Source organism: Bacillus sp. FSL W7-1360 (assembly GCF_038592975.1).
Classification (GTDB): Bacteria; Bacillota; Bacilli; order Bacillales; family Bacillaceae_D; genus Shouchella; species Shouchella lonarensis.
Genome location: NZ_CP151950.1, coordinates 1,252,322 through 1,277,208, shown reverse-complemented (window position 1 = coordinate 1,277,208; position 24,887 = coordinate 1,252,322). Strand labels below are relative to the sequence as shown.

General features: G+C 43.7%; 24 protein-coding genes and 1 riboswitch. All 24 genes read left to right on the top strand.

Features of this window, described 5'->3' with window-relative positions; genetic code table 11:
* Positions 1 to 60: 60 nt before the first annotated feature.
* Positions 61 to 104, bottom strand: a riboswitch (PreQ1 riboswitch).
* Positions 105 to 212: 108 nt separating this feature from the next.
* The 24 genes from NSQ26_RS06345 to NSQ26_RS06230 all read left to right on the top strand — a co-directional run bounded on the left by NSQ26_RS06345 (position 213) and on the right by NSQ26_RS06230 (position 24,830).
* A complete protein-coding gene (locus NSQ26_RS06345; RefSeq protein ID WP_499719792.1) occupies positions 213 to 1,445 on the top strand; it encodes an aminopeptidase in 1,233 nt (410 codons plus the stop codon).
* A gap of 164 nt (positions 1,446 to 1,609) precedes the next feature.
* A complete protein-coding gene (rplS, locus tag NSQ26_RS06340) occupies positions 1,610 to 1,957 on the top strand; it encodes a 50S ribosomal protein L19 (RefSeq protein WP_090774885.1) in 348 nt (115 codons plus the stop codon).
* A 75-nt stretch (positions 1,958 to 2,032) separates the two neighbouring features.
* A complete protein-coding gene (lepB, locus tag NSQ26_RS06335; RefSeq protein WP_499719791.1) occupies positions 2,033 to 2,584 on the top strand; it encodes a signal peptidase I in 552 nt (183 codons plus the stop codon).
* A gap of 18 nt (positions 2,585 to 2,602) precedes the next feature.
* Positions 2,603 to 3,496 carry a ribosome biogenesis GTPase YlqF gene (gene ylqF / locus NSQ26_RS06330; protein WP_499719790.1) on the top strand — a complete coding sequence of 298 codons (894 nt, stop codon included), beginning with the start codon at positions 2,603 to 2,605 and terminating at the stop codon, positions 3,494 to 3,496.
* Entirely contained in the window at positions 3,474 to 4,235 is a 762-nt protein-coding gene (gene rnhB / locus NSQ26_RS06325) for a ribonuclease HII (RefSeq protein WP_499719788.1), read from the top strand. Before ylqF ends, rnhB begins: the two co-directional genes overlap by 23 nt.
* Before the next feature lie 71 nt (positions 4,236 to 4,306).
* Positions 4,307 to 4,492, top strand: a complete 186-nt coding sequence (locus tag NSQ26_RS06320) for a hypothetical protein (protein WP_090774889.1) — start codon at positions 4,307 to 4,309, stop codon at positions 4,490 to 4,492.
* Positions 4,493 to 4,663: 171 nt separating this feature from the next.
* Positions 4,664 to 5,824: an ADP-forming succinate--CoA ligase subunit beta gene (gene sucC, locus NSQ26_RS06315; RefSeq protein WP_090774890.1), complete on the top strand. Its 1,161-nt coding sequence runs from the start codon at positions 4,664 to 4,666 to the stop codon at positions 5,822 to 5,824.
* 18 nt (positions 5,825 to 5,842) lie between these two features.
* Positions 5,843 to 6,745, top strand: a complete 903-nt coding sequence (gene sucD / locus NSQ26_RS06310) for a succinate--CoA ligase subunit alpha (RefSeq protein WP_090774891.1) — start codon at positions 5,843 to 5,845, stop codon at positions 6,743 to 6,745.
* Between the two features lie 213 nt (positions 6,746 to 6,958).
* Complete coding sequence (gene dprA, locus NSQ26_RS06305) at positions 6,959 to 7,732, top strand: DNA-processing protein DprA (protein ID WP_245701039.1); 774 nt, start codon at positions 6,959 to 6,961, stop codon at positions 7,730 to 7,732.
* Positions 7,733 to 8,044: 312 nt separating this feature from the next.
* Positions 8,045 to 10,111, top strand: a complete 2,067-nt coding sequence (gene topA / locus NSQ26_RS06300) for a type I DNA topoisomerase (RefSeq protein ID WP_499719786.1) — start codon at positions 8,045 to 8,047, stop codon at positions 10,109 to 10,111.
* 162 nt (positions 10,112 to 10,273) lie between these two features.
* Positions 10,274 to 11,593 (top strand): FADH(2)-oxidizing methylenetetrahydrofolate--tRNA-(uracil(54)-C(5))-methyltransferase TrmFO, encoded by a 1,320-nt coding sequence (gene trmFO / locus NSQ26_RS06295; protein WP_499719785.1) that lies wholly within the window; start codon positions 10,274 to 10,276, stop codon positions 11,591 to 11,593.
* A 57-nt stretch (positions 11,594 to 11,650) separates the two neighbouring features.
* Positions 11,651 to 12,565: a tyrosine recombinase XerC gene (gene xerC, locus NSQ26_RS06290; RefSeq protein ID WP_499719784.1), complete on the top strand. Its 915-nt coding sequence runs from the start codon at positions 11,651 to 11,653 to the stop codon at positions 12,563 to 12,565.
* Positions 12,566 to 12,644: 79 nt separating this feature from the next.
* A complete protein-coding gene (gene hslV, locus NSQ26_RS06285) occupies positions 12,645 to 13,193 on the top strand; it encodes an ATP-dependent protease subunit HslV (RefSeq protein ID WP_090774896.1) in 549 nt (182 codons plus the stop codon).
* 22 nt (positions 13,194 to 13,215) lie between these two features.
* A complete protein-coding gene (gene hslU, locus NSQ26_RS06280; protein WP_090774897.1) occupies positions 13,216 to 14,613 on the top strand; it encodes an ATP-dependent protease ATPase subunit HslU in 1,398 nt (465 codons plus the stop codon).
* 21 nt (positions 14,614 to 14,634) lie between these two features.
* Positions 14,635 to 15,414, top strand: a complete 780-nt coding sequence (codY, locus tag NSQ26_RS06275) for a GTP-sensing pleiotropic transcriptional regulator CodY (RefSeq protein WP_090774898.1) — start codon at positions 14,635 to 14,637, stop codon at positions 15,412 to 15,414.
* A gap of 178 nt (positions 15,415 to 15,592) precedes the next feature.
* Positions 15,593 to 16,318, top strand: coding sequence for a 30S ribosomal protein S2 (rpsB, locus tag NSQ26_RS06270; protein WP_090774899.1), 726 nt, complete (start codon positions 15,593 to 15,595; stop codon positions 16,316 to 16,318).
* A 131-nt stretch (positions 16,319 to 16,449) separates the two neighbouring features.
* On the top strand, positions 16,450 to 17,334 hold the full coding sequence (gene tsf, locus NSQ26_RS06265) for a translation elongation factor Ts (protein WP_499719783.1): 885 nt from the start codon (positions 16,450 to 16,452) through the stop codon (positions 17,332 to 17,334).
* Between the two features lie 82 nt (positions 17,335 to 17,416).
* Complete coding sequence (pyrH, locus tag NSQ26_RS06260; RefSeq protein WP_437182618.1) at positions 17,417 to 18,142, top strand: UMP kinase; 726 nt, start codon at positions 17,417 to 17,419, stop codon at positions 18,140 to 18,142.
* Between the two features lie 2 nt (positions 18,143 to 18,144).
* A complete protein-coding gene (gene frr, locus NSQ26_RS06255) occupies positions 18,145 to 18,690 on the top strand; it encodes a ribosome recycling factor (protein WP_499719781.1) in 546 nt (181 codons plus the stop codon).
* Positions 18,691 to 18,944: 254 nt separating this feature from the next.
* On the top strand, positions 18,945 to 19,721 hold the full coding sequence (gene uppS, locus NSQ26_RS06250) for an undecaprenyl pyrophosphate synthase (RefSeq protein ID WP_499719779.1): 777 nt from the start codon (positions 18,945 to 18,947) through the stop codon (positions 19,719 to 19,721).
* An 82-nt stretch (positions 19,722 to 19,803) separates the two neighbouring features.
* Positions 19,804 to 20,604 (top strand): phosphatidate cytidylyltransferase, encoded by an 801-nt coding sequence (locus NSQ26_RS06245; protein ID WP_499719777.1) that lies wholly within the window; start codon positions 19,804 to 19,806, stop codon positions 20,602 to 20,604.
* Between the two features lie 79 nt (positions 20,605 to 20,683).
* Positions 20,684 to 21,832 (top strand): 1-deoxy-D-xylulose-5-phosphate reductoisomerase, encoded by a 1,149-nt coding sequence (locus NSQ26_RS06240; protein WP_499719775.1) that lies wholly within the window; start codon positions 20,684 to 20,686, stop codon positions 21,830 to 21,832.
* 13 nt (positions 21,833 to 21,845) lie between these two features.
* The gene (gene rseP, locus NSQ26_RS06235) at positions 21,846 to 23,108 is read left to right on the top strand and encodes an RIP metalloprotease RseP (RefSeq protein WP_090774905.1); all 1,263 of its coding nucleotides are present in this window, start codon (positions 21,846 to 21,848) and stop codon (positions 23,106 to 23,108) included.
* Positions 23,109 to 23,132: 24 nt separating this feature from the next.
* Positions 23,133 to 24,830 (top strand): proline--tRNA ligase, encoded by a 1,698-nt coding sequence (locus NSQ26_RS06230; RefSeq protein WP_090774906.1) that lies wholly within the window; start codon positions 23,133 to 23,135, stop codon positions 24,828 to 24,830.
* The last annotated feature ends 57 nt before the right edge of the window (positions 24,831 to 24,887 follow it).

Sequence of the window (24,887 nt, the reverse complement as noted above, 5' to 3'; positions counted from 1 at the left end):
AAGAACGAGCTTCGGTATACTCCAACAACATAAAAAACTGCGTGTTCAGTCACGGCAGTCTCCTGTTTAGTTTTTTATAGAGGGAGTTTTCGAACCTCTTCTATCGTTTATGTTACATAGGATTATTGTAACACAATTCCGTGGCATCGGCAGAAAAAAACTGTTACACTAGGAGAAGGTTCTATCAATACATAGAAGAAAGAGGCGATTTGATGACAACATTTGAGCAAAACTTGGAAAAATATGCAGATCTGGCTATTCGTGTAGGTCTGAACATCCAAAAAGGACAAACGTTAATTATTCGTACGCCTTTATTTGCAGCGGATTTTGTACGGGCAGCTGCGAAAAAGGCGTATGAGGCTGGTGCTAAACATGTTCGTGTTGACTGGGGCGACGAAGAGATAGCGAAGTTGAAGTTTGAACATGCTGCAGAAGAAGTATTTAGTGAGTTCCCGAATTGGCAAGCACAATCGCTAGAAGAAGAGGCAGAAAAGGATGCCGCCTTTTTAAGCATTACCGGAGGAGACCCAGACTTATTAAAAGATGTCGATCCCGAGCGTGTTGCAACAGCGAATAAAACAGCTGGAAAAGCACTAGATACATTCCGACGCTATATTCAGTCAGATAGTGTGAGCTGGTCGATCGTTGCTGTCCCATCTGTAGGTTGGGCGGAGAAAGTGTTCCCTGAAGCAGAAGGAGAAGAAGCGGTTCAAAAATTATGGGAAGCCATTTTTGCGGCGACACGTATTCACGAGGATGATCCAGTTGCGGCGTGGGAGAAACATTTAGCGACATTAGATGAAAAGATGGAGACATTGAATGAAAAGCATTTCCATGCGCTGCATTATACGGCGGAAGGAACGGATTTAACAATTGAATTGCCAGAGACGCATATATGGGCGTCAGGTGGTAGCGTCAGTAAATCGGGCACGCGCTTTGTGGCGAATATGCCGACAGAAGAAGTGTTTACTGCGGCGAAGAAAACCGGTGTTAATGGAAAAGTGACGAGCACGAAGCCATTAAACTATGGTGGCACATTGATCACAAACTTCACATTGACATTTAAAGATGGAAAAGTTGTTGATTTCACTGCGGAAAAAGGGTCAGAGACGCTGAAGCGTTTGCTTGATAGTGATGAAGGGTCTCGCTACATTGGTGAGGTGGCGCTTGTGCCTCATAAGTCACCGATTTCTGATACGAATATTATCTTCTATAATACGTTATTTGACGAAAACGCTTCGAACCATTTGGCGTTAGGAAGTGCGTATGCCTTCAACATTGAAGGTGGGAAAGAGATGGAGCCAGAAGCGTTGGAGAAAAACGGGTTAAACCAAAGCATTACACACGTCGACTTTATGATGGGTGCGGCTGATATGAACATTGACGGCATTCATGCAGATGGTACGCGTGAACCGGTGTTCCGGAATGGTGGTTGGGCTTTTTAAGATCGACGCGTAAGAAAATATATAGCCTCTTGTTTTCTATTAAGAGCTATGCTATGATTATCTTTGTGGCTAATTGTGCCTGTGTGCGCATTTAGCGTGATTACGATGTTCCGCTGCCAGATAGTGTCGGCAAGAATGTCTGTGCGGAAGGAGGGAATTATACGATGAGCAACCTTTTACAAGACATTGGTAGTGAGCAATTACGCACTGACCATCCGGATTTTCGTCCAGGAGACACGTTGGTCGTTCACGTTAAGGTCGTGGAGGGCACACGTGAGCGGATTCAGCTGTTTGAAGGTGTTGTGATTAAACGTCGCGGTAGCGGGATTAGTGAGACGTTTACAGCGCGTAAAATCTCCTACGGTGTAGGTGTTGAGCGTACATTCCCATTACATTCACCAAAGATCGATAAGATCGAAGTGAAGCGTTACGGTAAAGTACGTCGTGCGAAACTTTACTACTTACGTAACCTTCGCGGTAAAGCAGCACGTATTAAAGAAATTCGTCGCTAAAAAGGTCAGAAGAAGCCCGGAGGTTATCCGAGCTTCTTTTTTCGATCAAATCATGAGTGGATGAGGAGGGATTTTTTGCGCGCAAAATCTCGGGTGGTCACTTGGCTCAAAGGGATTTCAGTGGTGATCTTCATTGTAATACTTGCCCGTTTATTTGTGTTCCTTCCAACGATGGTTGATGGCAACTCAATGCAGCCGACGTTAAATCCTGGAAATCGGATGATGATTAACCAACTTGCGTATGCTTTTAGTGAACCTGACCGTTTTGATATTGTCGTTTTTCTTGCACCAGGTGGTCAGCACTATATTAAACGCGTCATTGGTTTGCCTGGAGAAGAGTTGATGTATAAAGGTGATGTACTATACATTAACGGTGAGCCGCAATCAGAACCTTATTTAGAAGAAAGAAAACAATCCTTGCATGGAGAGCAACCACTGACAGGCGATTTTACGTTAGAAGAGCGGATTGGTAAAAAGAAAATTCCCGCAGACCAGTATTTTGTCATGGGGGATAACCGGCGCTTAAGCAAAGATAGTCGCGATATTGGCCTCATTTCGGCCGAGGACATCATAGGGGAAACAAGCATTGTTTTTTACCCATTTGAGGAGATAAAGATTGTGAAGTGAAGAAGGGAGGTCATCACCATGAAAACCATTCAATGGTTTCCTGGACATATGGCTAAAGCAAGGCGAGAAGTGAAAGAAAAGTTAAGCCAAATTGACGTGGTGATAGAATTATTAGATGCGCGCATCCCACGATCTTCACAAAATCCGATCATTGAAGAACTAACTGATGGAAAGCCGCGGCTGATTTTATTAAATAAAGCAGATCTTGCCGATGAGGGGAAAACGAATGAATGGATCGCACACTTCAAGAAGGACGGTGTAGATGCATTGCCCGTGGACGCACAAAGTGGGACGGGTGTAAAAAGAATTGGTCCAGCTTGTCGCATGTTGACGCAATCGTTACATGACAAATGGCGTGCAAAAGGGATGAAACCACGTGAATTACGAGCAGTGATTTTAGGTATCCCGAATGTTGGAAAGTCGACATTGATGAACCGGCTTGTTGGAAAAAGGCAGGCGCCTGTCGGTGATCGCCCAGGAGTGACGAAAAAACAACAGTGGTTAAAAGTAGGTAGTGAACTTGCTTTGTTAGACACTCCAGGCATTTTATGGCCTAAATTTTCAAATCAAGAAGTTGGGTTACGCCTTGCGGTAACGGGTGCCATTAAAGATGAATTGCTAGATTATGGTGATGTGGCTGCTTTTGCACTTCAGTTTTTAGCGCGTACATACCCACATCAATTAGCAGCACGGTATGATTTGTCTTATCCACTTGATCCCGAAGATATCGGCGAGTTATTTGAAGCGATCGGGAAGAAACGCGGCTGTATTGTTCGAGGTGGCATGGTCGACATGGACAAAGTCGCAGAACTTGTGCTTCGCGAACTACGTGCAGGAAAGATGGGTCGTCTTACATTAGAGACAGCTTCTGAAAAAGAGGAGGTGACTGATGAAGACAGTCGCGGAGATTAAAGCACAGTTTGCGAAAGGGACAGTAAACGCAGGAGAATTGAGCGTCTTACGCGCCGATCAACGTAAAGGTGTCCAGCAGCTTGTCGCTCGTTATGAACAGGCACTTGAAAAGCAAGCACGTGCAGAGGCGATTCATGAACGGATGTGGAAATTTGAACGGGCGTTGCAGCAAGAAGGATACGAGCTCATTGCGGGTGTAGATGAAGTTGGCCGCGGTCCACTAGCAGGTCCGGTTGTGGCTGCGGCTTGCATTTTGCCACAACAGTTTAAGTTAGTCGGGCTAACGGATTCGAAACAGCTTACAAAGTCGGCACGGGAACAATTTGCCCCGTATATTAAAGCAAAAGCACTCAGTTGGCATATTGCGAGTGTATCAGCAGAAGAAATTGATCGGACAAACATTTTGGTTGCAACAAAAGAAGCGATGTTACAAGCGATTCAAGGTTTAACGAAGACAGTGGATCATTTGTTGCTTGATGCAATCAAGTTGCCACATGGTGTCCCGCAAACCTCATTGATAAAAGGGGACACAAAAAGCATATCTATCGCAGCCAGTTCCGTATTGGCAAAAGTATGGCGCGATGAATACATGGTTGATCTAGCTCGTACGTATCCGCAATACGGATTTGAATATCATGCTGGCTACGGGACACGGGCACATTTACATGCATTAAAAAAATATGGACCGACGCAAGCGCATCGTCAGTCGTTTCGACCTGTGCGCGAATGCCTTGAATAACTGTCACGTCATTTTTTCATCGTATGAATGAGATGCCTTTGTCCACACTAGTGGTGAAGGAGGCTGTATAAATGAAAGAAGAACACTTATCTACAGAGACAAAGAGTGCGCAGGAAGAATTTGCTCGAGAATTTGGTGTTTATCACCCTGCCAGTGAACAAGATCCTCTTTTTAAAGCTTTGGCGCATTTGCGGGACAAAAAAGAAGCGCAAAAGAAAAAAGATCACCCGAAAAAAGACGAGAAAAGAGACAATTAACCGTCATATTTTGGTTTTTTCGTGATATTAAGGGGAGAGGGTTAAAAATGATAGCGGTTACCCCCTCCCCAAAAAGTAAAAAAGATGTTAAACTGGAAAAGGATTTCGTGTGAACGCGAAAATTCGACGCAAGCAATCATTTGCACGAACGATTAGGAGGCTAAAGAGCGAATGAATATCCATGAGTATCAAGGAAAAGAAATTCTTCGTCAGTATGGAGTGGCCGTGCCAAACGGGAAAGTTGCATTCTCTGTTGATGAAGCAGTGGAAGCAGCAAAAGAACTAGGTTCGGCTGTCACCGTTGTGAAAGCGCAAATTCATGCTGGTGGTCGCGGAAAAGCAGGCGGCGTGAAAGTTGCTAAGAATTTAGAAGATGTGCGTACATATGCAGATGAAATTCTTGGTAAGACGCTTATTACGCATCAAACAGGTCCAGAAGGTAAGGAAGTTGGACGCTTACTCATTGAAGAAGGTTGCGATATTCAAAGCGAATATTATATTGGCTTAGTCGTGGACCGTGCGACTTCAAGCGTTGTTTTAATGGCTTCTGAAGAAGGTGGCACCGAGATTGAAGAAGTCGCAGAAGAGACACCAGAGAAGATTTTTAAAGAAGTCATTGATCCGGCTGTTGGCCTGCAAGGATTTCAAGCACGTCGCATTGCCTTTAACATTAACATTCCAAAACCACTCGTTGGTCAAGCAGTGAAGTTCATGATGGGACTTTATCAAGTATTTGTTGATAAAGATGCATCGATTGCAGAAATCAATCCGCTTGTAACAACTGGAGACGGGAAAGTAATGGCACTTGATGCGAAGTTTAACTTTGATGCCAACGCCTTGTATCGTCGAAAAGATGTTGCTGCGTTGCGTGATTTGGAAGAAGAAGATGTGAAAGAAATTGAAGCATCCAAGCATGACTTAAACTATATTGCACTTGACGGTAATATCGGCTGTATGGTAAACGGCGCTGGCCTTGCGATGGCAACGATGGATATTATTAAACATTATAGCGGTGACCCGGCGAACTTCCTCGATGTTGGGGGCGGTGCGACAGCCGAGAAGGTAACTGAGGCGTTTAAATTGATTCTATCAGATGAGAATGTAAAAGGAATTTTTGTAAATATTTTTGGTGGTATTATGCGTTGTGATGTCATTGCCGATGGCGTCGTTGCGGCGACGAAAGAAGTAGGATTAGACATTCCGCTCGTTGTTCGTTTAGAAGGAACGAATGTGGATCTAGGTAAGAAAATCTTACAAGAATCTGGTTTGAATATTACGGCAGCTGATTCAATGGCTGACGGTGCACAAAAAATTGTTTCGTTAGTGAAATAGAAGGGTGGAGCAGAACGGATGAGCATTTTAATCAATAAGGATACAAAAGTGATCGTTCAAGGTATTACAGGTGCAACGGGTTTGTTCCATACAAAGCAAGCGCTTGAGTACGGCACAAAGATTGTTGGCGGTGTGACACCTGGAAAAGGTGGCACAGAAATTGAAGGCGTTCCAGTATTTGATACCGTTGTTGATGCAGTAAAAGAGACTGGTGCAAATGCCACGGTCATTTATGTGCCACCAGCATTTGCAGCGGATGCAATTATGGAAGCAGTCGATGCAGAACTAGATTTAGCGATTTGTATTACAGAAGGTATTCCTGTGCTTGACATGGTCAAAGTAAAACGATACATGGCAGGAAAGAATACACGCTTAATTGGACCAAATTGTCCGGGTGTGATCACACCAGAAGAATGTAAGATTGGCATTATGCCAGGATACATTCATAAAAAGGGACATATTGGCGTCGTTTCTCGCTCGGGAACGTTGACGTATGAAGCAGTTCATCAATTATCTACAGCTGGTATTGGGCAATCGTCAGCTGTCGGAATTGGTGGAGACCCGGTAAACGGTACTGACTTCATCGATGTCTTATCGCTATTTAATGATGATCCTGACACGTATGCGGTCATTATGATCGGTGAGATTGGTGGTACAGCCGAAGAAGAAGCGGCTGAGTGGGTGAAAGCAAACATGAAGAAACCAGTCGTTGGTTTCATTGGTGGCCAAACAGCGCCCCCGGGAAAGAGAATGGGTCATGCAGGCGCCATCATTTCGGGCGGTAAAGGCACAGCAGCTGAAAAGATTAAAACGCTGGAAGCATGCGGCATCCGGGTTGCAGAAACACCATCTGTGATGGGTGAGACACTCATAAAGTCTTTGAAAGAACACGATTTGTACGAAAAGAGTTTGACACACTAATCTATGTAGTGGTTACCGAAAGTCAGGGGGGCATGTCCCTGTGGCTTTCGGGTTTTCATTTGATATAATGAAAGCGCTATCAATAGTAGGAAGGAATGATGAGACATTTGTTTTTCTCAGAAATTAATTCATATTCATACCTGGATGTATCGTTCTCCTCCAACAATGAAACGGTTGCTTCAGCATGATCCTGAGCTCAAACAAGTATTTCAAATGTCGTCCATGCAACTACAAACGTTGCTTGCGATTCCAAAACAACGAGCGGACGCATTTTACAAACACCTTCAACAAGCATCCCCCGAACAGACCTACAAACATTTACACGCGCAAAGAATTCAACCACTCACATTATTCGATGAACATTACCCCCTTTTATTAAAAACCATCTATGATCCACCCTATGTACTATATACGAAAGGGGATGTGCATTTACTGGCAACAAAAATGTTAGCCATTGTTGGTGCACGTAAGCCTACTTCTTATGCTCATGCAGCGTTACGTATGTGCATACCAATGCTTGCGAAACACCAAGTGACCATTGTTAGTGGTCTCGCACGTGGTGTCGACCGCTTTGCACATGAATTATCACTAGAATATGGGACGGGCACTGTCGCGGTGGTTGGTTCCGGTTTTCAACATGTATATCCTCCTGAGCATGTTTCATTGTTTCGTACATTAGCAAAAAAACACCTTGTAGTCAGCGAGTATCCGCCTATGGTCTCACCGCAAAAGTGGCATTTTCCGATGCGTAACCGTATTATTAGTGGTTTAGCGCTCGGGGTCTTGCTCATTGAAGCACGGGAGAGAAGTGGGTCACTGATTACCGCAGACCAAGCATTAGAACAAGGAAGGGAAGTGATGGCTATTCCAGGACCAATCACATCACGTGAATCGGTAGGAACGAATCATTTGATTCAACAAGGGGCACACCTCGTTCGACAAGCAGAAGATATTTTCTTCGCATGTCCGCAACTAAGTAATGAATAAGCTTAAACAGAAGTAAAGGAAAATAATTTTGGTGTCATATTTGACAAATAGGAATGGTCTGTTTCATAATGAGGAAGATTTAGCTTTCCAGAAGGCGGAAGTAAAAGGCCGAATTTAGGGTGAGAGCATAATCAAGGAAGAAGCGTATCAGCAATGACAGAATTCGGAGGTCAGAATCTGGAATTAGGAATGTAAGTGGGTTCAAGAAAGAATTGAACCAACGATTTCGCTTGAATCTGATTTCTGGCGATTGACGTCTGTGTTCTGGAATGGCTGACATCTGTATTTTGAAATGAGAGGGAGTCGATGTATATGAGCGATTATTTAGTTATCGTGGAATCTCCCGCTAAAGCCAAAACCATTGGCAAATATTTAGGGAAAAAATATGTCGTGAAAGCCTCTATGGGGCATGTTCGCGATCTACCTAAAAGTCAAATGGGCGTTAGTGTTGAAGAGAATTATGAACCTCGGTATATTACAATCCGCGGCAAGGGACCGATGTTAAAAGAATTGAAAACCGCTGCAAAAAAAGCAAAACGAATCTATCTCGCGGCTGACCCCGATCGTGAAGGGGAAGCGATTGCATGGCACCTTGCGCACAGTTTGAACATGGATGACACATCTCAATGTCGTGTCGTGTTTAATGAAATTACAAAGACAGCCATTAAAGATGCATTTAAGCAACCAAGGCAAATTGATATGAACTTAGTTGATGCACAACAAGCCCGTCGGGTGTTAGATCGCCTCGTTGGTTATAACATTTCACCATTGCTATGGAAAAAAGTAAAAAAGGGTTTAAGCGCAGGGCGTGTTCAGTCCGTTGCCGTGAAGCTGATTACAGATAGAGAAAAAGAAATTAATCAGTTTCAGCCAGAAGAGTATTGGCATATTCAAGGGACTTTTTTAGCTGGGCATGAGACGTTTGAAGCGAAATTTCATGGTCGAAATGGCAAAAAGGAAAGCTTAGGCACACAAGCCGATGTCGATCAAGTGTTAGCACAAATGGACGGAGACGCTTTTCGTGTGGCAAGCGTAACGAAGAAAGAGCGTCGACGTAATCCTGTAACCCCATTTACGACCTCATCTCTTCAACAAGAAGCAGCGCGGAGACTGAACTTTCGTGCCAAAAAGACAATGATGGTCGCACAACAGCTTTATGAAGGCATTGATCTCGGGAAGCAAGGTACTGTTGGATTGATCACATATATGCGTACCGACTCAACCCGTATTTCAGAAACAGCAGAAAAAGAAACGCATGCATATATCGAAGCAACATACGGGAAAGCATATGTGCGCGAATCAAAGCCGAAAAAGAAGCAAAACAGTAAGGCACAAGATGCTCATGAGGCCATTCGTCCTACGTCTACTTTACAAGATCCAAAATCACTTAAACCGTATTTATCCCGTGACCAGCATCGACTATATAAATTAATATGGGAGCGGCTTGTTGCAAGTGAGATGGCGCCAGCTGTCATGGATACAATGACAGTTGATCTAGAAAATCACGATGTGTACTTTCGGGCAACAGGTTCAAAAGTGAAGTTTCCCGGGTTTATGAAAGTGTATGTAGAAACGGGTGACGATAATAAGAAAGAAGAAGATCGTTTATTACCTGATTTACAGGAAGGTGAGCAAGTGACGGCTGAAAAGCTGGCGCCCACTCAACACTTTACGCAGCCACCACCTCGCTATACAGAGGCGCGTCTTGTAAAAACGTTAGAAGAGCTAGGTATTGGTCGCCCGTCTACTTATGCACCGACATTGGATACAATTCAACGCCGTCACTATGTGGCGCTTGATGGCAAGCGATTTGTGCCGACAGAACTTGGCATGATTGTTCTTGATTTAATTGTTGAATTTTTCCCCGAAATTCTTGATGTTGCTTTTACTGCGAAGATGGAGGAAGACTTAGATCTCATTGAAGAAGGTAGAGAAGATTGGGTCAATGTCATTGACCAGTTTTACCAAGGTTTTGAAGCGCGTTTAAAAGTGGCAGAGGAAGAAATGAGAGAAGTAGAGATTAAAGATGAGCCGGCTGGCGAGGATTGTGAAAAGTGCGGGCAAGAAATGGTCTTTAAAATGGGTCGTTATGGGAAATTCATGGCGTGTCCAAACTTTCCAGAATGTCGTCATACGAAAGCGATTGTGAAAGAGATTGGCGTGAAATGCCCAACTTGTCACGAAGGAAATGTTGTGGAGCGAAAAAGTAAAAAACGGCGTATCTTTTATGGATGTGACCGTTATCCAGATTGTGACTTTGTTTCTTGGGATAAGCCGATTGCGCGTCCTTGTCCAAAGTGTCAGAAAGTTTTAGTGGAGAAGAAAACAAAAAAAGGTGTCTCGGTTCTTTGTACGAGTTGCGATTATGAAGAGTCATAATTGTAATGGTTTCAAGTGAACCAGTGTAAATGGTTGAATAAAAAAAAGAAACGTACTATGATGAGAGAGGCGCAGGTAAATGTGAGCTCACACCGGTAGACGGTGCGGGCTTTGCATGCTTGTGTCGTACAAATAATGTGTGACCAAGAAAAGAGGATTGTAATGGATGCAGCAAAAGAAACAGAGATAAATGTCATAGGCGCTGGCCTTGCTGGAAGCGAAGCGGCATGGCAAATCGCGAGAAGAGGTGGCAAAGTTCGGTTGTACGAGATGCGTCCGCATAAACAGACGCCTGCTCATCATACGGACCAATTTGCAGAGTTAGTCTGTAGCAACTCACTCCGGGGAAATTCGTTAGCGAATGCGGTAGGTGTTTTAAAAGAAGAAATGCGTCGCCTCGATTCAGTGATTATAAAAGCTGCAGATGAGGCGGCTGTACCAGCAGGTGGGGCACTTGCGGTTGACAGACATGATTTTTCTGCGCGTGTCACGCGCTATGTAAAAGAACATCCAAATGTGACTGTGCACCATGAAGAAATGACTTCCATTCCAGCGGGACCAACAATCATTGCAACAGGTCCACTCACATCAGCAACGTTGTCAGATGAGTTGAAATCACTTACAGGAGAAGCGCACTTATATTTTTATGATGCAGCCGCGCCGATCATTGATGCAGAGACGATTGATCGTGACAAAGTTTATTTAAAGAGCCGCTACGATAAAGGAGAGGCAGCTTACCTGAACTGTCCGATGACTGAAGGGGAGTTTACACGCTTTTATGAGGCATTGATCGCAGCAGAAACTGTACCATTAAAGGAATTTGAGAAAGAGATTTTCTTTGAAGGTTGTATGCCAATTGAAGTCATGGCGAAAAGAGGCAAGAAAACGATGTTGTTTGGGCCGTTAAAACCAGTTGGATTAGAAGATCCTAAGACAGGCAAGCGGCCATACGCAGTTGTACAATTACGACAAGACAATGTGTCAGGCACTCTTTACAACATTGTCGGTTTTCAGACACATTTAAAGTGGGGGCCACAAAAAGAAGTGTTACGCTTGATCCCTGGCTTGGAGCATGCTGATATTGTTCGTTATGGTGTCATGCATCGTAATACGTTTTTAAATTCACCCAAGCTTTTGTCACCGACTTATGCGACAAAAGCGCGTAATGACTTGTTTTTTGCAGGACAAATTACAGGTGTGGAAGGATATGTGGAATCTGCAGCGGCAGGACTCGTCGCTGGTTTAAATGCATATCGCTTGACGCAGCAGCAACCGCTTGTTACATTTCCAGAAGAGACAATGATTGGGAGTCTCGCACATTACATCACCACCGCAAACCCGGACAACTTCCAGCCGATGAATGCGAACTTTGGTCTCGTTCCACCGTTAGAGATCCGTATTAAAGCGAAAAAAGAGCGTTATGAAGCACTTGCGGCGCGGGCATTATCAGCGATTGAACATTCCGTAAAAGAGATAGGCTGATAGTTGCCTTTTTTTACCCTTTTATGGTAAGATCAATCTGTCCTAGGAGGAAGCATGATGAGGGATAACAAGTTTGATCAATGGCTTTCCCGTTTTGTCCGATTTTTGCAAGTGGAAAAAAACTGCTCTACTTGGACGGTTCATCATTATCAAAAAGATGTTTACCAGTTTCAATTGTTTATGAAGCGAGAAGGAATTTCAGAATGGTCGGATGTCGATTATGTGCATGTGAGGGCGTATATGAGTGAGCTTGTAGATCAGCCTTATACAAGGCGAACCATTGCCCGCAAGTTGTCTGCACTTAGAACATTTGGGACATTTTTATTAACGGAAGAATACGTCAAAGAAAACCCTTTCCTTCGTGTATACTTGCCGAAGCAGGCGGCGCGGTTGCCCACAGTGTTATATGAGGAGGAACTAGACCGCTGGCTCACTGCCCTCCCACAAAAAACGCCACTTGATAAACGTGACCGTGCGATTTTGGAATTACTGTATGCGAGTGGTATGCGTGTGAGTGAATGTGCACAGTTAACTTTATCGCAGTATGATGAAGGAAGTGCGACATTTCGTGTATTTGGGAAAGGCAGAAAGGAAAGATATGTGCCGGTAGGAAAATTGGCACAACAAGCAATACATCTTTATATCGATGAAGCCCGACCACTTTTGCAAAAGAAACAGCCGACAAAAGAAGCAAGTGACCACTTATTTTTAAATTACCGTGGTGGTCCGCTCACCGATCGCAGCATTCGAAAGATTGTGGGAAAAAGAGTAAATGAAGCAGCTCTAACAAAACGAATCAGCCCTCACACGTTACGTCATTCATTTGCGACCCATCTATTAAATGGTGGCGCAGATTTGCGAACAGTTCAAGAATTGCTTGGACATGAGACGCTCCGCACCACGCAAATGTACACACATGTGAGCAAAGAGCGGTTACAGCGTGTGTACGACGACTTTCATCCACGGGCATGATGGAAGAAATTTTCAGTGATTCCGCTTGAATCTGACTTATGATGACCAAATGCTGTATTTTGGAGAGGAGGGGATGACGATGGGTGATTTTCATGCGACAACGATTTTTGCTGTCTCTCATAATGGGTCATGTGCAATGGCAGGGGATGGACAAGTCACTTTTGGACAAGCGGTTGTCATGAAGCATAAGGCAAAGAAGGTACGTAAACTTTATCAAAATAAAGTGTTGGCCGGATTTGCTGGTTCTGTTGCAGATGCATTTACGCTATTTGAGAAATTTGAATCAAAGCTTGAAGCCTATCACGGAAACTTGCAACGTGCAGCGGTTGAATTAGCAAAAGAATGGCGCAGTGACCGTGTGCTTCGAAAGTTGGAAGCGATGCTCATTGTGATGGATAAGTCCCATATTTTACTTGTATCTGGTACAGGGGAAGTGATTGAGCCAGACGATGGTATATTAGCGATTGGCTCAGGTGGGAATTATGCATTAAGTGCAGGGCGCGCATTAAAAAAGTATGCACCCACGTTGTCAGCTCGTGAGATTGCAGTGGCATCTTTAGAGACAGCAGGTGAAATTTGCGTTTACACAAATGATCAACTCGTCATTGAAGAATTGACGAACTCATGATTCAGGTGAAGGAGTGGGAAAGATGACAAGTGCGTTAACCCCAAGCCAAATTGTCGAGCAACTGGATCAATATATTGTCGGTCAGACGCAAGCGAAGCGCTCTGTTGCCATCGCGCTGCGCAATCGTTATCGACGAACGTTGCTAGATGAATCCATTCGTGATGAAATTACACCAAAAAATATTTTGATGATTGGTCCAACAGGCGTCGGTAAGACAGAAATTGCTAGGCGGCTTGCGAAGTTAGTTGGTGCGCCGTTTGTAAAAGTAGAGGCAACAAAGTTTACAGAAGTCGGTTACGTTGGCCGCGATGTTGAATCGATGGTGCGTGACCTCGTTGAAGCAAGTGTCCGCCTTGTGAAAGAGGAACGAATGAAATCAGTGCAAGAAAAAGCAAAAGATCAAGCAAATAAAAAGCTCGTGAAATTGCTTGTTCCATCGGGGAAAAAAGAAGCGACGACTAAAAATCCTTTTGAAGTGTTGTTTCATCAAGCTGAACAAGATGATGAAGTAGAAGATACGGTTGAAGAGGATGGATCAAATCGTAACGACTTAAAACGTAAGATGGCAGAGAAGCTAGCAAATGGTGAGCTAGAAGATCGTGAAGTGACTGTTGAGGTATTTGAAACAAAGCCAAATTTTATGGACATGCTCCCAGGCGGTGCAGGTATGGAGCAAATGGGCATGATGCAAGAAATGTTTCAAAACATGATGCCAAAGCAAAAGAAAAAACGACGTGTGACGGTAGCAGAGGCGCGAAAGTTGTTGATCGAGGAAGAAGCGCAAAAGCTCATTGATATGGATGACGTCGGTCAAGAAGCGGTGACACGTGCTGAACAAATTGGGATCATCTTTATCGATGAAATTGATAAAGTCGTGAAAAAAGGTGAACAAACAGCAGACGTATCTCGTGAAGGTGTGCAACGCGATATTTTACCAATCGTGGAAGGCTCGACAGTCATGACAAAATATGGTTCTGTCAATACAGATCATATGCTATTTATTGCAGCAGGTGCATTTCATATGGCTAAGCCATCTGATTTAATTCCTGAATTGCAGGGAAGGTTCCCGATCCGTGTTGAGCTATGTAATTTGACGGCAGATGATTTTGTGCGTATATTAGTAGAGCCAGACCATGCGTTGACGAAGCAGTATGCCGCGCTTTTGCAGACTGAGGGTATAAACATTTCTTTTTCAGACGAGGCTATTCATAAGATTGCAACGATTGCCACGGAAGTCAATCAAGAAACAGAAAATATTGGTGCCCGAAGACTGCATACGTTACTTGAAAAGTTGTTAGAAGACCTATCATTCGAAGCACCACAGATTCACCTAGAGTCGCTGGAAATTACAGCAGAATATGTTGATGAAAAACTTGGCTCGATTGCTAGAAATCGTGATTTAAATCAATTTATATTGTAAAAACCAAAGGAGAGATGCAAAATGAATTTGCTTTCAAGAACGAGAAAGATTAACGACATGTTACAAAAATCAAGTGGACAACACGTCAATTTTAGAGAAATGGCGATCACATTGCGTGAAGCGATTGGGTCAAATGTATTCGTAGTGAGTCGCCGTGGGAAATTGCTTGGATTCTCGCTTGAAGAAGAAATTGAAAATGACCGCATGAAAAAAATGCTTGATGATCGTCAGTTTCCAGAGGACTATACAGAAGGTTTATTTAAAATTGACGAAACTTCTGCGAACATCGACATTAACAGCGAACATACAGCTTTCCCTGTTGAAAACCGTGATATCTTCAAAGCGGGTTTGACAACAATTGTGCCGATTAAAGGTGGCGGACATCGCCTCGGAACATTGATTCTGTCGCGTATGAATGACGAGTTCAGTGATGATGATCTTGTGTTAGCAGAATACGGCGCAACGGTTGTTGGCATGGAGATTTTACATGAGAAAACGCAAGAAATTGAAGCGGAAGCGCGTAGTAAAGCAGTTGTACAAATGGCAGTTAGCTCTTTATCTTACAGTGAACTTGAAGCAGTGGAGCACATTTTTGAAGAACTTGATGGTTTACAAGGATTGCTTGTTGCAAGTAAGATTGCTGACCGTGTAGGCATTACGCGTTCTGTCATTGTAAATGCACTTCGTAAGTTAGAGAGTGCGGGTGTCATTGAGTCACGTTCTCTAGGGATGAAAGGGACATTCATTAAAGTATTGAACTCTAAATTTTTGCTAGAGCTAGAGCGTTTAAAAGAAGATTGAGCGAATGTCTTAGCAAATATAAAGAAAGGGGTTGCCATAACCCCTTTCTTGTGGTATATTAGTTGATGGTGTTAAAAATACACACGCCTCAGATTTTGGCGAAGGTGCTTTATATGTGTAAAGTGTCGTCAAAAAAGGAAGAGCGCGGCGGAATAAAAAACCAAAGGAGGTGTTCGGTGTGGCAGTAATTTCCATGAAACAATTACTCGAGGCAGGTGTCCACTTTGGCCATCAAACGCGTCGTTGGAACCCTAAAATGGATCGCTACATCTTCACAGAACGGAACGGTATTTATATTATTGACTTGCAAAAAACAGTCAAAAAAGTAGAGGCAGCGTATAATTTTGTACGTGACCTTGCAGCTGACGGAGGGAAAGTTCTTTTCGTTGGTACAAAGAAACAGGCGCAAGACTCTGTTCGCGACGAAGCAATTCGTTGTGGCATGTTCTACATCAACCAGCGCTGGCTTGGTGGAACGCTTACAAACTTTGAGACGATTCAAAAGCGGATTACGCGTTTGAAAAATCTTGAAAAGATGCAAGAAGATGGTACATTTGATGTACTACCGAAAAAAGAAGTGATCTTGCTGAAAAAAGAAATGGCGCGACTTGAGAAGTTTCTTGGCGGCATTAAAGAAATGAATGGTGTCCCAGATGCGTTATTTGTTATTGATCCCCGCAAAGAGCGGATTGCGATTGCAGAAGCGCATAAATTAAACATTCCAATCGTAGCGATTGTCGATACAAACTGTGATCCTGATGAGATTGATTATGTGATCCCAGGTAACGATGATGCGATTCGTGCTGTTAAATTATTAACAGGTAAAATGGCTGATGCTGTCATTGAAGCAACTTCTAGTGAAACAGAAGAAGAAGTGAGCGTCGAAGAAATTACTTCAGCGTAAATATTGGACTCCAAGAGGGTGGTAAGGGGAGAGAAGCCCTTTATCCCCCTTTTTATTTGTTCGAAGCTGGAGCGTATTCAAACATAGCCAACCTGTAACAGAGTGGCATCTATTTTAAGGAGGAGACACATATGGCAGTAACAGCAAGTATGGTAAAAGAACTTCGCGAGAAAACAGGCGCGGGAATGATGGATTGTAAGAAAGCGCTTGTTGAAGTCGACGGAGATATGGAAAAGGCAATTGACTTTTTGCGTGAGAAAGGGATTGCAAAAGCAGAAAAGAAAGCGGATCGCATTGCAGCAGAGGGGCTTTCTGCTGTTGTAATTGAAGGAAACAAAGCGGTGATCTTAGAAGTGAACTCAGAAACAGATTTTGTTGCAAAAAATGAAAACTTCAAAGCGCTTGTTGGCGATCTTGCGGTGCATATTTTGCGCGAGAACCCTGTTGATGTAGAAACAGCATTGACACAAAACTTCAAAGGTGGCAGTGAAACTGTCCAAACACATATGAATACAGCAATTGCGAAGATCGGTGAGAAACTTTCTCTTCGTCGCTTCACCGTTGTTGAAAAAGAAGATGGCGATACATTTGGTTCTTATTTGCACATGGGCGGTCGGATTGGTGTACTTACAGTCATTGGCAACTCATCTGACGAAGAACTTGCAAAAGACATCGCAATGCATGTAGCAGCGATCAACCCTAAATACATCTCACGTGAAGAAGTCACACAAGATGTGGTTGATCGTGAGCGTGAAGTCTTACGTCAACAAGCATTGAATGAAGGAAAACCAGCTAATATTGTAGAGAAAATGATTGAAGGTCGTCTCAGCAAGTTTTTTGAGCAAGTTTGTTTACTTGACCAACCATTTGTGAAAGATGGCGATCAAAAAGTTGGCAAATACGTGAAGAGCAAAAACGCGACAGTAAAATCATTCGTTCGCTATGAAGTCGGCGAAGGGCTTGAAAAGCGCGATGATAATTTTGCAGAAGAAGTCATGGCGCAAGTCGATAAATAAAAAATAATGAAGGGGACACTGCTTGAAGTCGTGTCCCTTTTTCAAAGCGGAATCAGTGAGTCGTACGTGACCATAGGGGAAAATGGAGGAAAATATGAAATATAATCGTGTCGTTTTAAAATTAAGTGGTGAAGCATTAGCTGGCGAACAAGGTTATGGTATTGATCCTATCATCATTCAATCAATTGCAAAGCAAATAAAAGAATTGATTGACCTAGAAGTTGAGGTAGCGATCGTGGTTGGCGGTGGGAACATTTGGCGTGGAATGGCAGGGAGTGCAAAAGGGATGGACCGAGCAACGGCTGATTATATGGGAATGCTTGCGACCGTCATGAACTCTCTCGCGTTACAAGACAGTTTAGAAACAATGGGTGTTGAAACGCGTGTACAAACGTCGATTGAAATGCGCCAAGTAGCAGAACCGTATATTCGTCGAAAAGCAATTCGTCATTTACAAAAAAAGCGTGTGGTCATTTTTGCTGCTGGGACAGGAAATCCATATTTTTCTACTGATACGACATCTGCATTGCGGGCTGCTGAAATTGAGGCAGAAGTCATTTTAATGGCGAAAAATAATGTCGATGGCGTGTACAGTGCTGATCCTCGAGTTAATAAGGACGCGAAAAAGTACGACACACTCACATATATGGATGTATTAAAAGATGGTTTGCAAGTGATGGATTCTACAGCATCATCTCTATGTATGGACAACGACATCCCACTTGTTGTATTCTCGATAACAGAAGAAGGCAATATTAAACGTGCTGTTCTCGGCGAGGAGATTGGTACATTTGTAAAGGGGAAATGAACATGATGAATGAAGCAAAAGTTCGTATGGACAAAGCACTTGAATCTTTAGGGAGAGAGTTAGCTAAACTGCGTGCCGGGCGAGCAAATCCAGCACTGTTAGATCGCGTCACTGTTGAGTATTATGGTACGCAAACACCGCTGAATCAATTGGCTTCTGTTTCAGTACCAGAAGCACGCTTGCTCCTTGTACAGCCGTATGATAAATCTGCCGTTGGTGAGATTGAAAAAGCCATTTTAAAATCAGATTTAGGGTTAACGCCATCTAGTGATGGGCAAGTGATTCGGATTGTCATTCCAGCATTAACGGAAGAACGACGCAAAGAGCTAGTGAAAATCGTTGGCAAGACGGCAGAAGAATCGAAAGTTGCGATTCGTAATATTCGTCGAGATACAAATGATGCGTTAAAAAAGCAGCAAAAAGACGGTGAGTTAACAGAGGACGCGTTACGCGGAGCGACCGATGATGTTCAAAAGTTGACGGACAGTTATATAGAGAAAGTAGATACAAAAGCAAAAGAGAAGGAACAGGAGATTATGGAAGTGTAACCATCTCTCCTTGTTCATTTAAGTATTTTGTGAGGTAAATATAAGACCCTCTTGTTAAGGGGGTCTTTACCCTTTATAATAAGCATTTAAAGCAAATGTTTTTCTTGGGAAACAACTGATGGGTGAAAGTATATACAAGGAATGAAAGACTTTATATAAATCATTTAGTCTGTCTTGCGCACTTTTATAAAGGTGCGCTGGTAGAACGAATTTTTATTTATTTCATTCCTTATATATAGGATGGGGGACGTGCGATGCTTGAGAAGTTTTCAAAGTGGAGGGCGAGTTTAACGGCTACCGCGGACGATACATATCAGAAGGAATTAGACAAAGAAAATATTCCTCAACATGTGGCGATTATTATGGATGGCAATGGTCGTTGGGCAAAATCAAAAGGGTTACCGCGTATCGCCGGACACCGGGAAGGCATGAAAGCTGTCCGAAAGATTGTTCGCGCTGCAGACGGAGTAGGCGTGAGGATTCTAACACTCTATGCTTTTTCAACTGAAAATTGGAGCCGTCCGAAAACAGAAGTGGATTTTTTATTGAAATTACCAGAACGGTACTTAAAAAGTGAACTACCGACATTGATCGCAGAAAATGTACAAGTCCGTTTAATGGGTGTGACAGATGGTTTGCCTGCTTCTACAGTGCGTGCAATTGATGAAGCGATTGAAAAGACACGCCATAATACCGGTCTAGTTTTAAACTTGGCCTTAAATTATGGCAGCCGATTTGAAATGGTTCAAGTAATGCAGCAATTGGCCGAGAAAGTAGCAAATGGCACATTGCCCATCGATCAAATTGACGCTGAATGTGTTGATAAACATTTGATGAGCCAGTCATTGCGTGATCCGGACTTGTTAATTCGGACGAGCGGAGAAATACGTTTGAGTAATTTTATGCTATGGCAATTGGCGTATAGTGAGCTATGGTTTACAGATGTACTTTGGCCTGATTTTACTGAATCACACTTGAAAGAAGCCATTTGTGTATACCAACAGCGAGGACGTCGTTACGGTGGGATTTAATGAAAACCTACTTTATCGGTAATGATAATGAATGAGGGCGTAAAAAAAGATTCATGACCATATAATGAAAGGGGACATACAGATGAGAACGCGGATGATCACAGGTGCTTTTTTTGGCTTGACGATGATTATACTTGTGTGGCTAGGTGGCTGGCCGTTTTCTTTATTAATAAGTGTTGTTGCAAGTATCGCGATGGTAGAATTATTAAGGATGCGTAACATTAAAGCCTTATCGCTTGAAGGAATTGCTGGATTGCTTAGTATGTGGTTATGGTTTGTACCAGAAGATTGGTTTTCAACTGTATTGTCGATAGAGTTTACAAAAGTGGAGATGTTCGCCTTCCTTATTCTTATTTTGTTGATGTTAACAGTTATGACGAAAAACAAGTTTACATTTGATGAGGTTGGCTTTATTGTTGTTTCAAGTATTTATGTCGGGTTCGGTTTTCATTATTTACTTTTAACAAGAGAGATTCCTGGTGATGGCATATGGCTTTTATTTTATGTGCTCGTGCTCATTTGGGCAACAGACTCAGGTGCGTATTTTATTGGGAAAGCGATTGGAAGGCATAAGCTTTGGCCACATATTAGCCCAAACAAAACGATTGAAGGTGCGGTAGGCGGTATTTTGCTTGCAGTGTTTGTCGGCTCAGTTTTTTATATGATTTATCCAGTGACACCATTATACATAACGGCGTTTTGCATCATGCTTGTAACCTCTATTTTTGGGCAGATGGGTGATTTGGTCGAGTCGGCGTTGAAGCGTCATTACGCGGTGAAAGATTCTGGTCATGTATTACCTGGTCATGGCGGAATATTGGATCGCTTCGATAGTTTGATTTATGTGTTGCCGATATTGCACTTACTGCAATTAATCGCATAGTTGTATACGAATACTAGAAATCGGATATGAAAAAAAAGTAAATTCGGGAGAGAAGATTCTAGGAGAGGGGGAAGTGTAAGTGAAAAAGGTCAGTTTGCTTGGTTCAACGGGTTCGATTGGTACACAAACATTAGATGTCATTCATGCCAACGCTGAACATTTTTCCGTTGTCGGTCTTGCTTGTGGGACAAATATCGCGTTAGCACGCGAACAAATAACAACATTTCGCCCAGAGATTGTCAGTGTCGCGCATGCCGCTGATGCAAAAATGTTGCAAGAAGAGTTTGGTCGATCGATCACGTTCTGTCACGGTGTAGACGGTTTAGTGGAAGTGGCACGATGGCAGGAAGCTGACGTTGTGGTCACTGCGGTAATCGGAGCAGTGGGACTGGTGCCAACGCTGGCAGCGATTGAATCAGGAAAAACGATTGCGCTTGCAAATAAAGAAACGCTTGTGACGGCTGGCCATCTTGTGATGGCGGCCGCACGTAAGCACAATGTCGCGATCATTCCGGTGGACAGTGAACATGCTGCCATCTTTCAATGTTTAAATGGTGAATCACGTACGACAGTTGACAGGCTTATTTTAACCGCGTCGGGTGGAAGTTTCCGTGATCGTACTCGCGCTGAGCTTGCGGGGGTCACCGTAGAACAAGCACTTGCTCATCCAAATTGGTCAATGGGCGCGAAAATCACGATTGATTCCGCAACAATGATGAATAAAGGTTTAGAAGTGATTGAAGCGCACTGGCTTTTTGACATTGATTATGACAAAATAGATGTAGTCATCCACCAAGAAAGTATCATTCATTCGATGGTCGAATATGTTGATCGAAATGTCATCGCGCAACTAGGTACGCCGGACATGCGTGTACCGATCCAGTATGCGTTAACTTACCCAGATCGGCTCGCACGCCCGCAAACTGAGCGGTTGCGCCTGCATGAACTAGGTACGCTCCACTTTGCAAAATTAGATACGAGACGTTACCCAGCTATGAAGTTTGCTTATGATGCCGGTCGTGCAGGAGGAACGATGCCGACCGTGTTAAATGCAGCAAACGAAGTGGCAGTTGCAGCATTTTTACAAGGGAAAATATCATTTTTGCAAATTGAAGAGATGATCGAACGTGCATTGACAGAGCATACACGAATGGATCATCCAACGCTTGAGGAGATTCAGGCTGTTGACCATGAAGTGAGAAAAAAATTACAATCAGTTTGTAGCTGAGAGGAGGCGTGCGATGAATACGTTACTCGCATTTCTAGCAATATTTAGTGTGATTGTTTTTGTTCATGAGTGGGGTCATTTATATTTTGCCAAAAAGGTTGGGATTATGTGTCATGAGTTTGCGATTGGGATGGGACCCAAATTGTTCTCATTTGAACGAAATGACACGGTATATACGATTCGCTTGTTGCCAATCGGGGGCTATGTGCGGATGGCAGGCGAGGAGCCAGAAGAATCACGGGTCCGACCTGGGCATGAAGTGGGACTTGTGTTTGATCGTAATCAACAAGTGACTGAAATCATTGTCAATAATAAAGATAAACATCCAGAAGCACATGTTGTTCAAATTGAACAAATTGACCTCGTACATGAGTTATTCATTGAAGCACGTGATGAAGAGACAGATGAAATGATTCGTTATGCTGTGTCTGATCGCGCACTGGTCGTAGAAGATGAAGTTGCAGAGCGCATTGCGCCTTGGTCGAAGCAATTTCACTCGAAATCGATCCCAAAACGGGCGATGGCTATTTTTGCCGGACCGCTCATGAATTTTGTGTTGGCGTTTGTAATTTTGCTTGGGTTGGCGTTGTATCAAGGGGTTCGATTGAGCCCGGAAGTGGTTGTATCAGATAGCCCTGATTCCAAAACGGCTATACAAGCTGGTCTAGAAACAGGCGATGTGATTACCGCAGTTGAAGGAGCGCCTGTTTCCTCTTGGAAAGAGATGACAGCAGAAATTGAACGTTATCCGGGCGAAGAAGTGACGATTGAATTTGAACGAGCTGGCGAACTGAAACAAACAACAGCGACACTCGGGAAACGAGAGATTGCTCCAGGGAAATACCAAGGGGTGCTTGGTGTGCATGGTATTTCGGAGTTTTCTGTACTTGGTTCAATTGAAAAAGCTGTCAATGACATATATAGGACAGCCACATCTATTTTCAATACACTTGGGTTAATCTTTACGGGGCAGTTCTCGCTCGATTATGTTGCTGGACCGGTTGGTATTTATAACTTTACAGGGCAAGCAGTTACACAGGGGTGGATAACGGTTGTCTTTTTCACAGCAATGCTGAGTGTCAACATCGGGATCATTAACTTATTACCCATTCCGGCAATGGATGGAGGGCGCCTCGTGTTTCTTGGACTTGAAGCAATTCGCCGTAAACCGATTCCGCGTGAAAAAGAAGCGACGATTGGTTTTGTCAGCTTTGCTTTGCTCATGCTGTTAATCATTGTGGTGACATGGAATGACATTCATAAACTATTTTCTTAGACTTCATAAAAAGGATGTGACCTCATGAGACAATCGACTTATTTTGCGCCGACGATGCGTGATATGCCAGCTGATGCGGATGTGAAAAGCCATCAGCTCATGTTACGGGCAGGTTATATGCGCCAAGTGGCGGCTGGGGTATATGCGTACTTGCCGTTAGCAAAGCGTGTTATTCATAAAATAGAAGCGATCGTGCGTGAAGAATTGGATCGTACAGGGGCGCAAGAGATGACGATGCCGGCGCTGCACCCGGCAGAGTTGTGGCAACAATCTGGGCGCTGGACAGAAATGGGGGACGAGCTCATCCGTTTAAAAGACCGGCACGGGCGCGATTTTGTACTTAGTCCGACCCACGAAGAAGTCGTGACGATGCTCATCCGTGATGGGATTGCGTCTTATAAAAAGTTGCCACTCAATGTGTATCAAATCCAAACAAAGTTTCGTGACGAACGCCGTCCGCGGTTTGGACTTTTGCGTGGCCGTGAGTTTGTGATGAAAGATGGCTATTCGTTTCATGATACAGAAGAGAGTTTAGCAGAAGCCTACCAAGAAATGTACGATGCATATGGGCGTATTTTTACACGGTTAGGACTCACATTCCGTCCCGTTATTGCTGATTCCGGTGCAATGGGTGGAAAAGATACGCATGAATTCATGGCGCTTGCTGAAGTTGGCGAAGATACCATTGCGTATTCAGATGCATCCGACTATGCTGCGAATCTCGAGATGGCAACAAGTCTTGCACCAACACCGGTTACACCAACTGTTTCAGGCACGCTTGAGAAAAAGCCGACGCCAAATGCGAGAACAGTAGATGAAGCGGCGACACAACTCGGCCTTGCATCAGAGGACATTTTAAAAGCACTTGTTGTTGTTGCTGATGATGCGCTCGTCATGCTATTGCTGCGCGGGAACGATGAATTAAATGAAGTAAAAGCGGCGCACGAGCTTGGTGTCAAACACTTGCGGATGGCAACGGAGCGAGAAGTACGCGACACGTTTGGGGCGGAACCAGGCTCTCTCGGACCAATTGGTAACGGTGAAGTGCCCGTGTATGCCGATCACGCAACACGAGCGATGACGACGATTGCGTGTGGTGCAAATGAAACGGGCTACCACTATATCAATGTGTCTCCGGATAAAGATTACACAGTACAAGCGTATAAAGACTTCCGACTTGTACAAGCGGGTGATCAGTCACCAGATGGACAAGGGACGTTACAATTTGCACGCGGGATTGAAATTGGCCAAGTGTTTAAATTAGGCACGCGTTATTCTGAGACATTGCAAGCACAGTTTTTGGATGAGAACGGGAAAGCCAAGCCATTTTATATGGGCTGCTACGGTATTGGCGTCACGCGCGTCCTGGCGGCGGTCATTGAGCAACACAATGACGACAATGGCATTGTGTGGCCAAAAGCAGTTGCCCCGTTTGCCGTGCATTTATTATGCTTGAATGTGAAAAATGAAGCGCAAAAACAGCTTGCTGAGGAAGTATACGCGCAGTTACAGGCTGCAAACATTGAGGTGTTATACGATGACCGCGCTGAACGGGCGGGCGTGAAATTTAAAGACGCCGATTTGATTGGGATGCCTGTACGTATTGCGATTGGGAAGCGGGCTGATGAACAAATAGTAGAAGTGAAGGAGCGTCACACCGGCGCGCAACACGATATTTCCGTCGAGCAATTAATTGATTGGGTGAAGGACTACTTGAAATAAAAGATTCCTGATAGAAAAAGAGAGCGGGCAGCGCAAATGGTGCTGTCCGTTTTTCTA

Coding starts and splice junctions, on each gene's coding strand:
- NSQ26_RS06345 (WP_499719792.1), top strand. CDS start 213: ATGACAACATTTGAGCAAAACTTGGAAAAATATGCAGATCTGGCTATT.
- frr (WP_499719781.1), top strand. CDS start 18,145: ATGATGAATGAAGCAAAAGTTCGTATGGACAAAGCACTTGAATCTTTA.
- tsf (WP_499719783.1), top strand. CDS start 16,450: ATGGCAGTAACAGCAAGTATGGTAAAAGAACTTCGCGAGAAAACAGGC.
- ylqF (WP_499719790.1), top strand. CDS start 2,603: ATGAAAACCATTCAATGGTTTCCTGGACATATGGCTAAAGCAAGGCGA.
- NSQ26_RS06320 (WP_090774889.1), top strand. CDS start 4,307: ATGAAAGAAGAACACTTATCTACAGAGACAAAGAGTGCGCAGGAAGAA.
- hslV (WP_090774896.1), top strand. CDS start 12,645: ATGGGTGATTTTCATGCGACAACGATTTTTGCTGTCTCTCATAATGGG.
- xerC (WP_499719784.1), top strand. CDS start 11,651: ATGAGGGATAACAAGTTTGATCAATGGCTTTCCCGTTTTGTCCGATTT.
- dprA (WP_245701039.1), top strand. CDS start 6,959: ATGTCGTCCATGCAACTACAAACGTTGCTTGCGATTCCAAAACAACGA.
- hslU (WP_090774897.1), top strand. CDS start 13,216: ATGACAAGTGCGTTAACCCCAAGCCAAATTGTCGAGCAACTGGATCAA.
- rnhB (WP_499719788.1), top strand. CDS start 3,474: ATGAAGACAGTCGCGGAGATTAAAGCACAGTTTGCGAAAGGGACAGTA.
- topA (WP_499719786.1), top strand. CDS start 8,045: ATGAGCGATTATTTAGTTATCGTGGAATCTCCCGCTAAAGCCAAAACC.
- uppS (WP_499719779.1), top strand. CDS start 18,945: ATGCTTGAGAAGTTTTCAAAGTGGAGGGCGAGTTTAACGGCTACCGCG.
- rseP (WP_090774905.1), top strand. CDS start 21,846: ATGAATACGTTACTCGCATTTCTAGCAATATTTAGTGTGATTGTTTTT.
- pyrH (WP_437182618.1), top strand. CDS start 17,417: ATGGAGGAAAATATGAAATATAATCGTGTCGTTTTAAAATTAAGTGGT.
- NSQ26_RS06230 (WP_090774906.1), top strand. CDS start 23,133: ATGAGACAATCGACTTATTTTGCGCCGACGATGCGTGATATGCCAGCT.
- sucC (WP_090774890.1), top strand. CDS start 4,664: ATGAATATCCATGAGTATCAAGGAAAAGAAATTCTTCGTCAGTATGGA.
- codY (WP_090774898.1), top strand. CDS start 14,635: ATGAATTTGCTTTCAAGAACGAGAAAGATTAACGACATGTTACAAAAA.
- sucD (WP_090774891.1), top strand. CDS start 5,843: ATGAGCATTTTAATCAATAAGGATACAAAAGTGATCGTTCAAGGTATT.
- trmFO (WP_499719785.1), top strand. CDS start 10,274: ATGGATGCAGCAAAAGAAACAGAGATAAATGTCATAGGCGCTGGCCTT.
- NSQ26_RS06245 (WP_499719777.1), top strand. CDS start 19,804: ATGAGAACGCGGATGATCACAGGTGCTTTTTTTGGCTTGACGATGATT.
- rplS (WP_090774885.1), top strand. CDS start 1,610: ATGAGCAACCTTTTACAAGACATTGGTAGTGAGCAATTACGCACTGAC.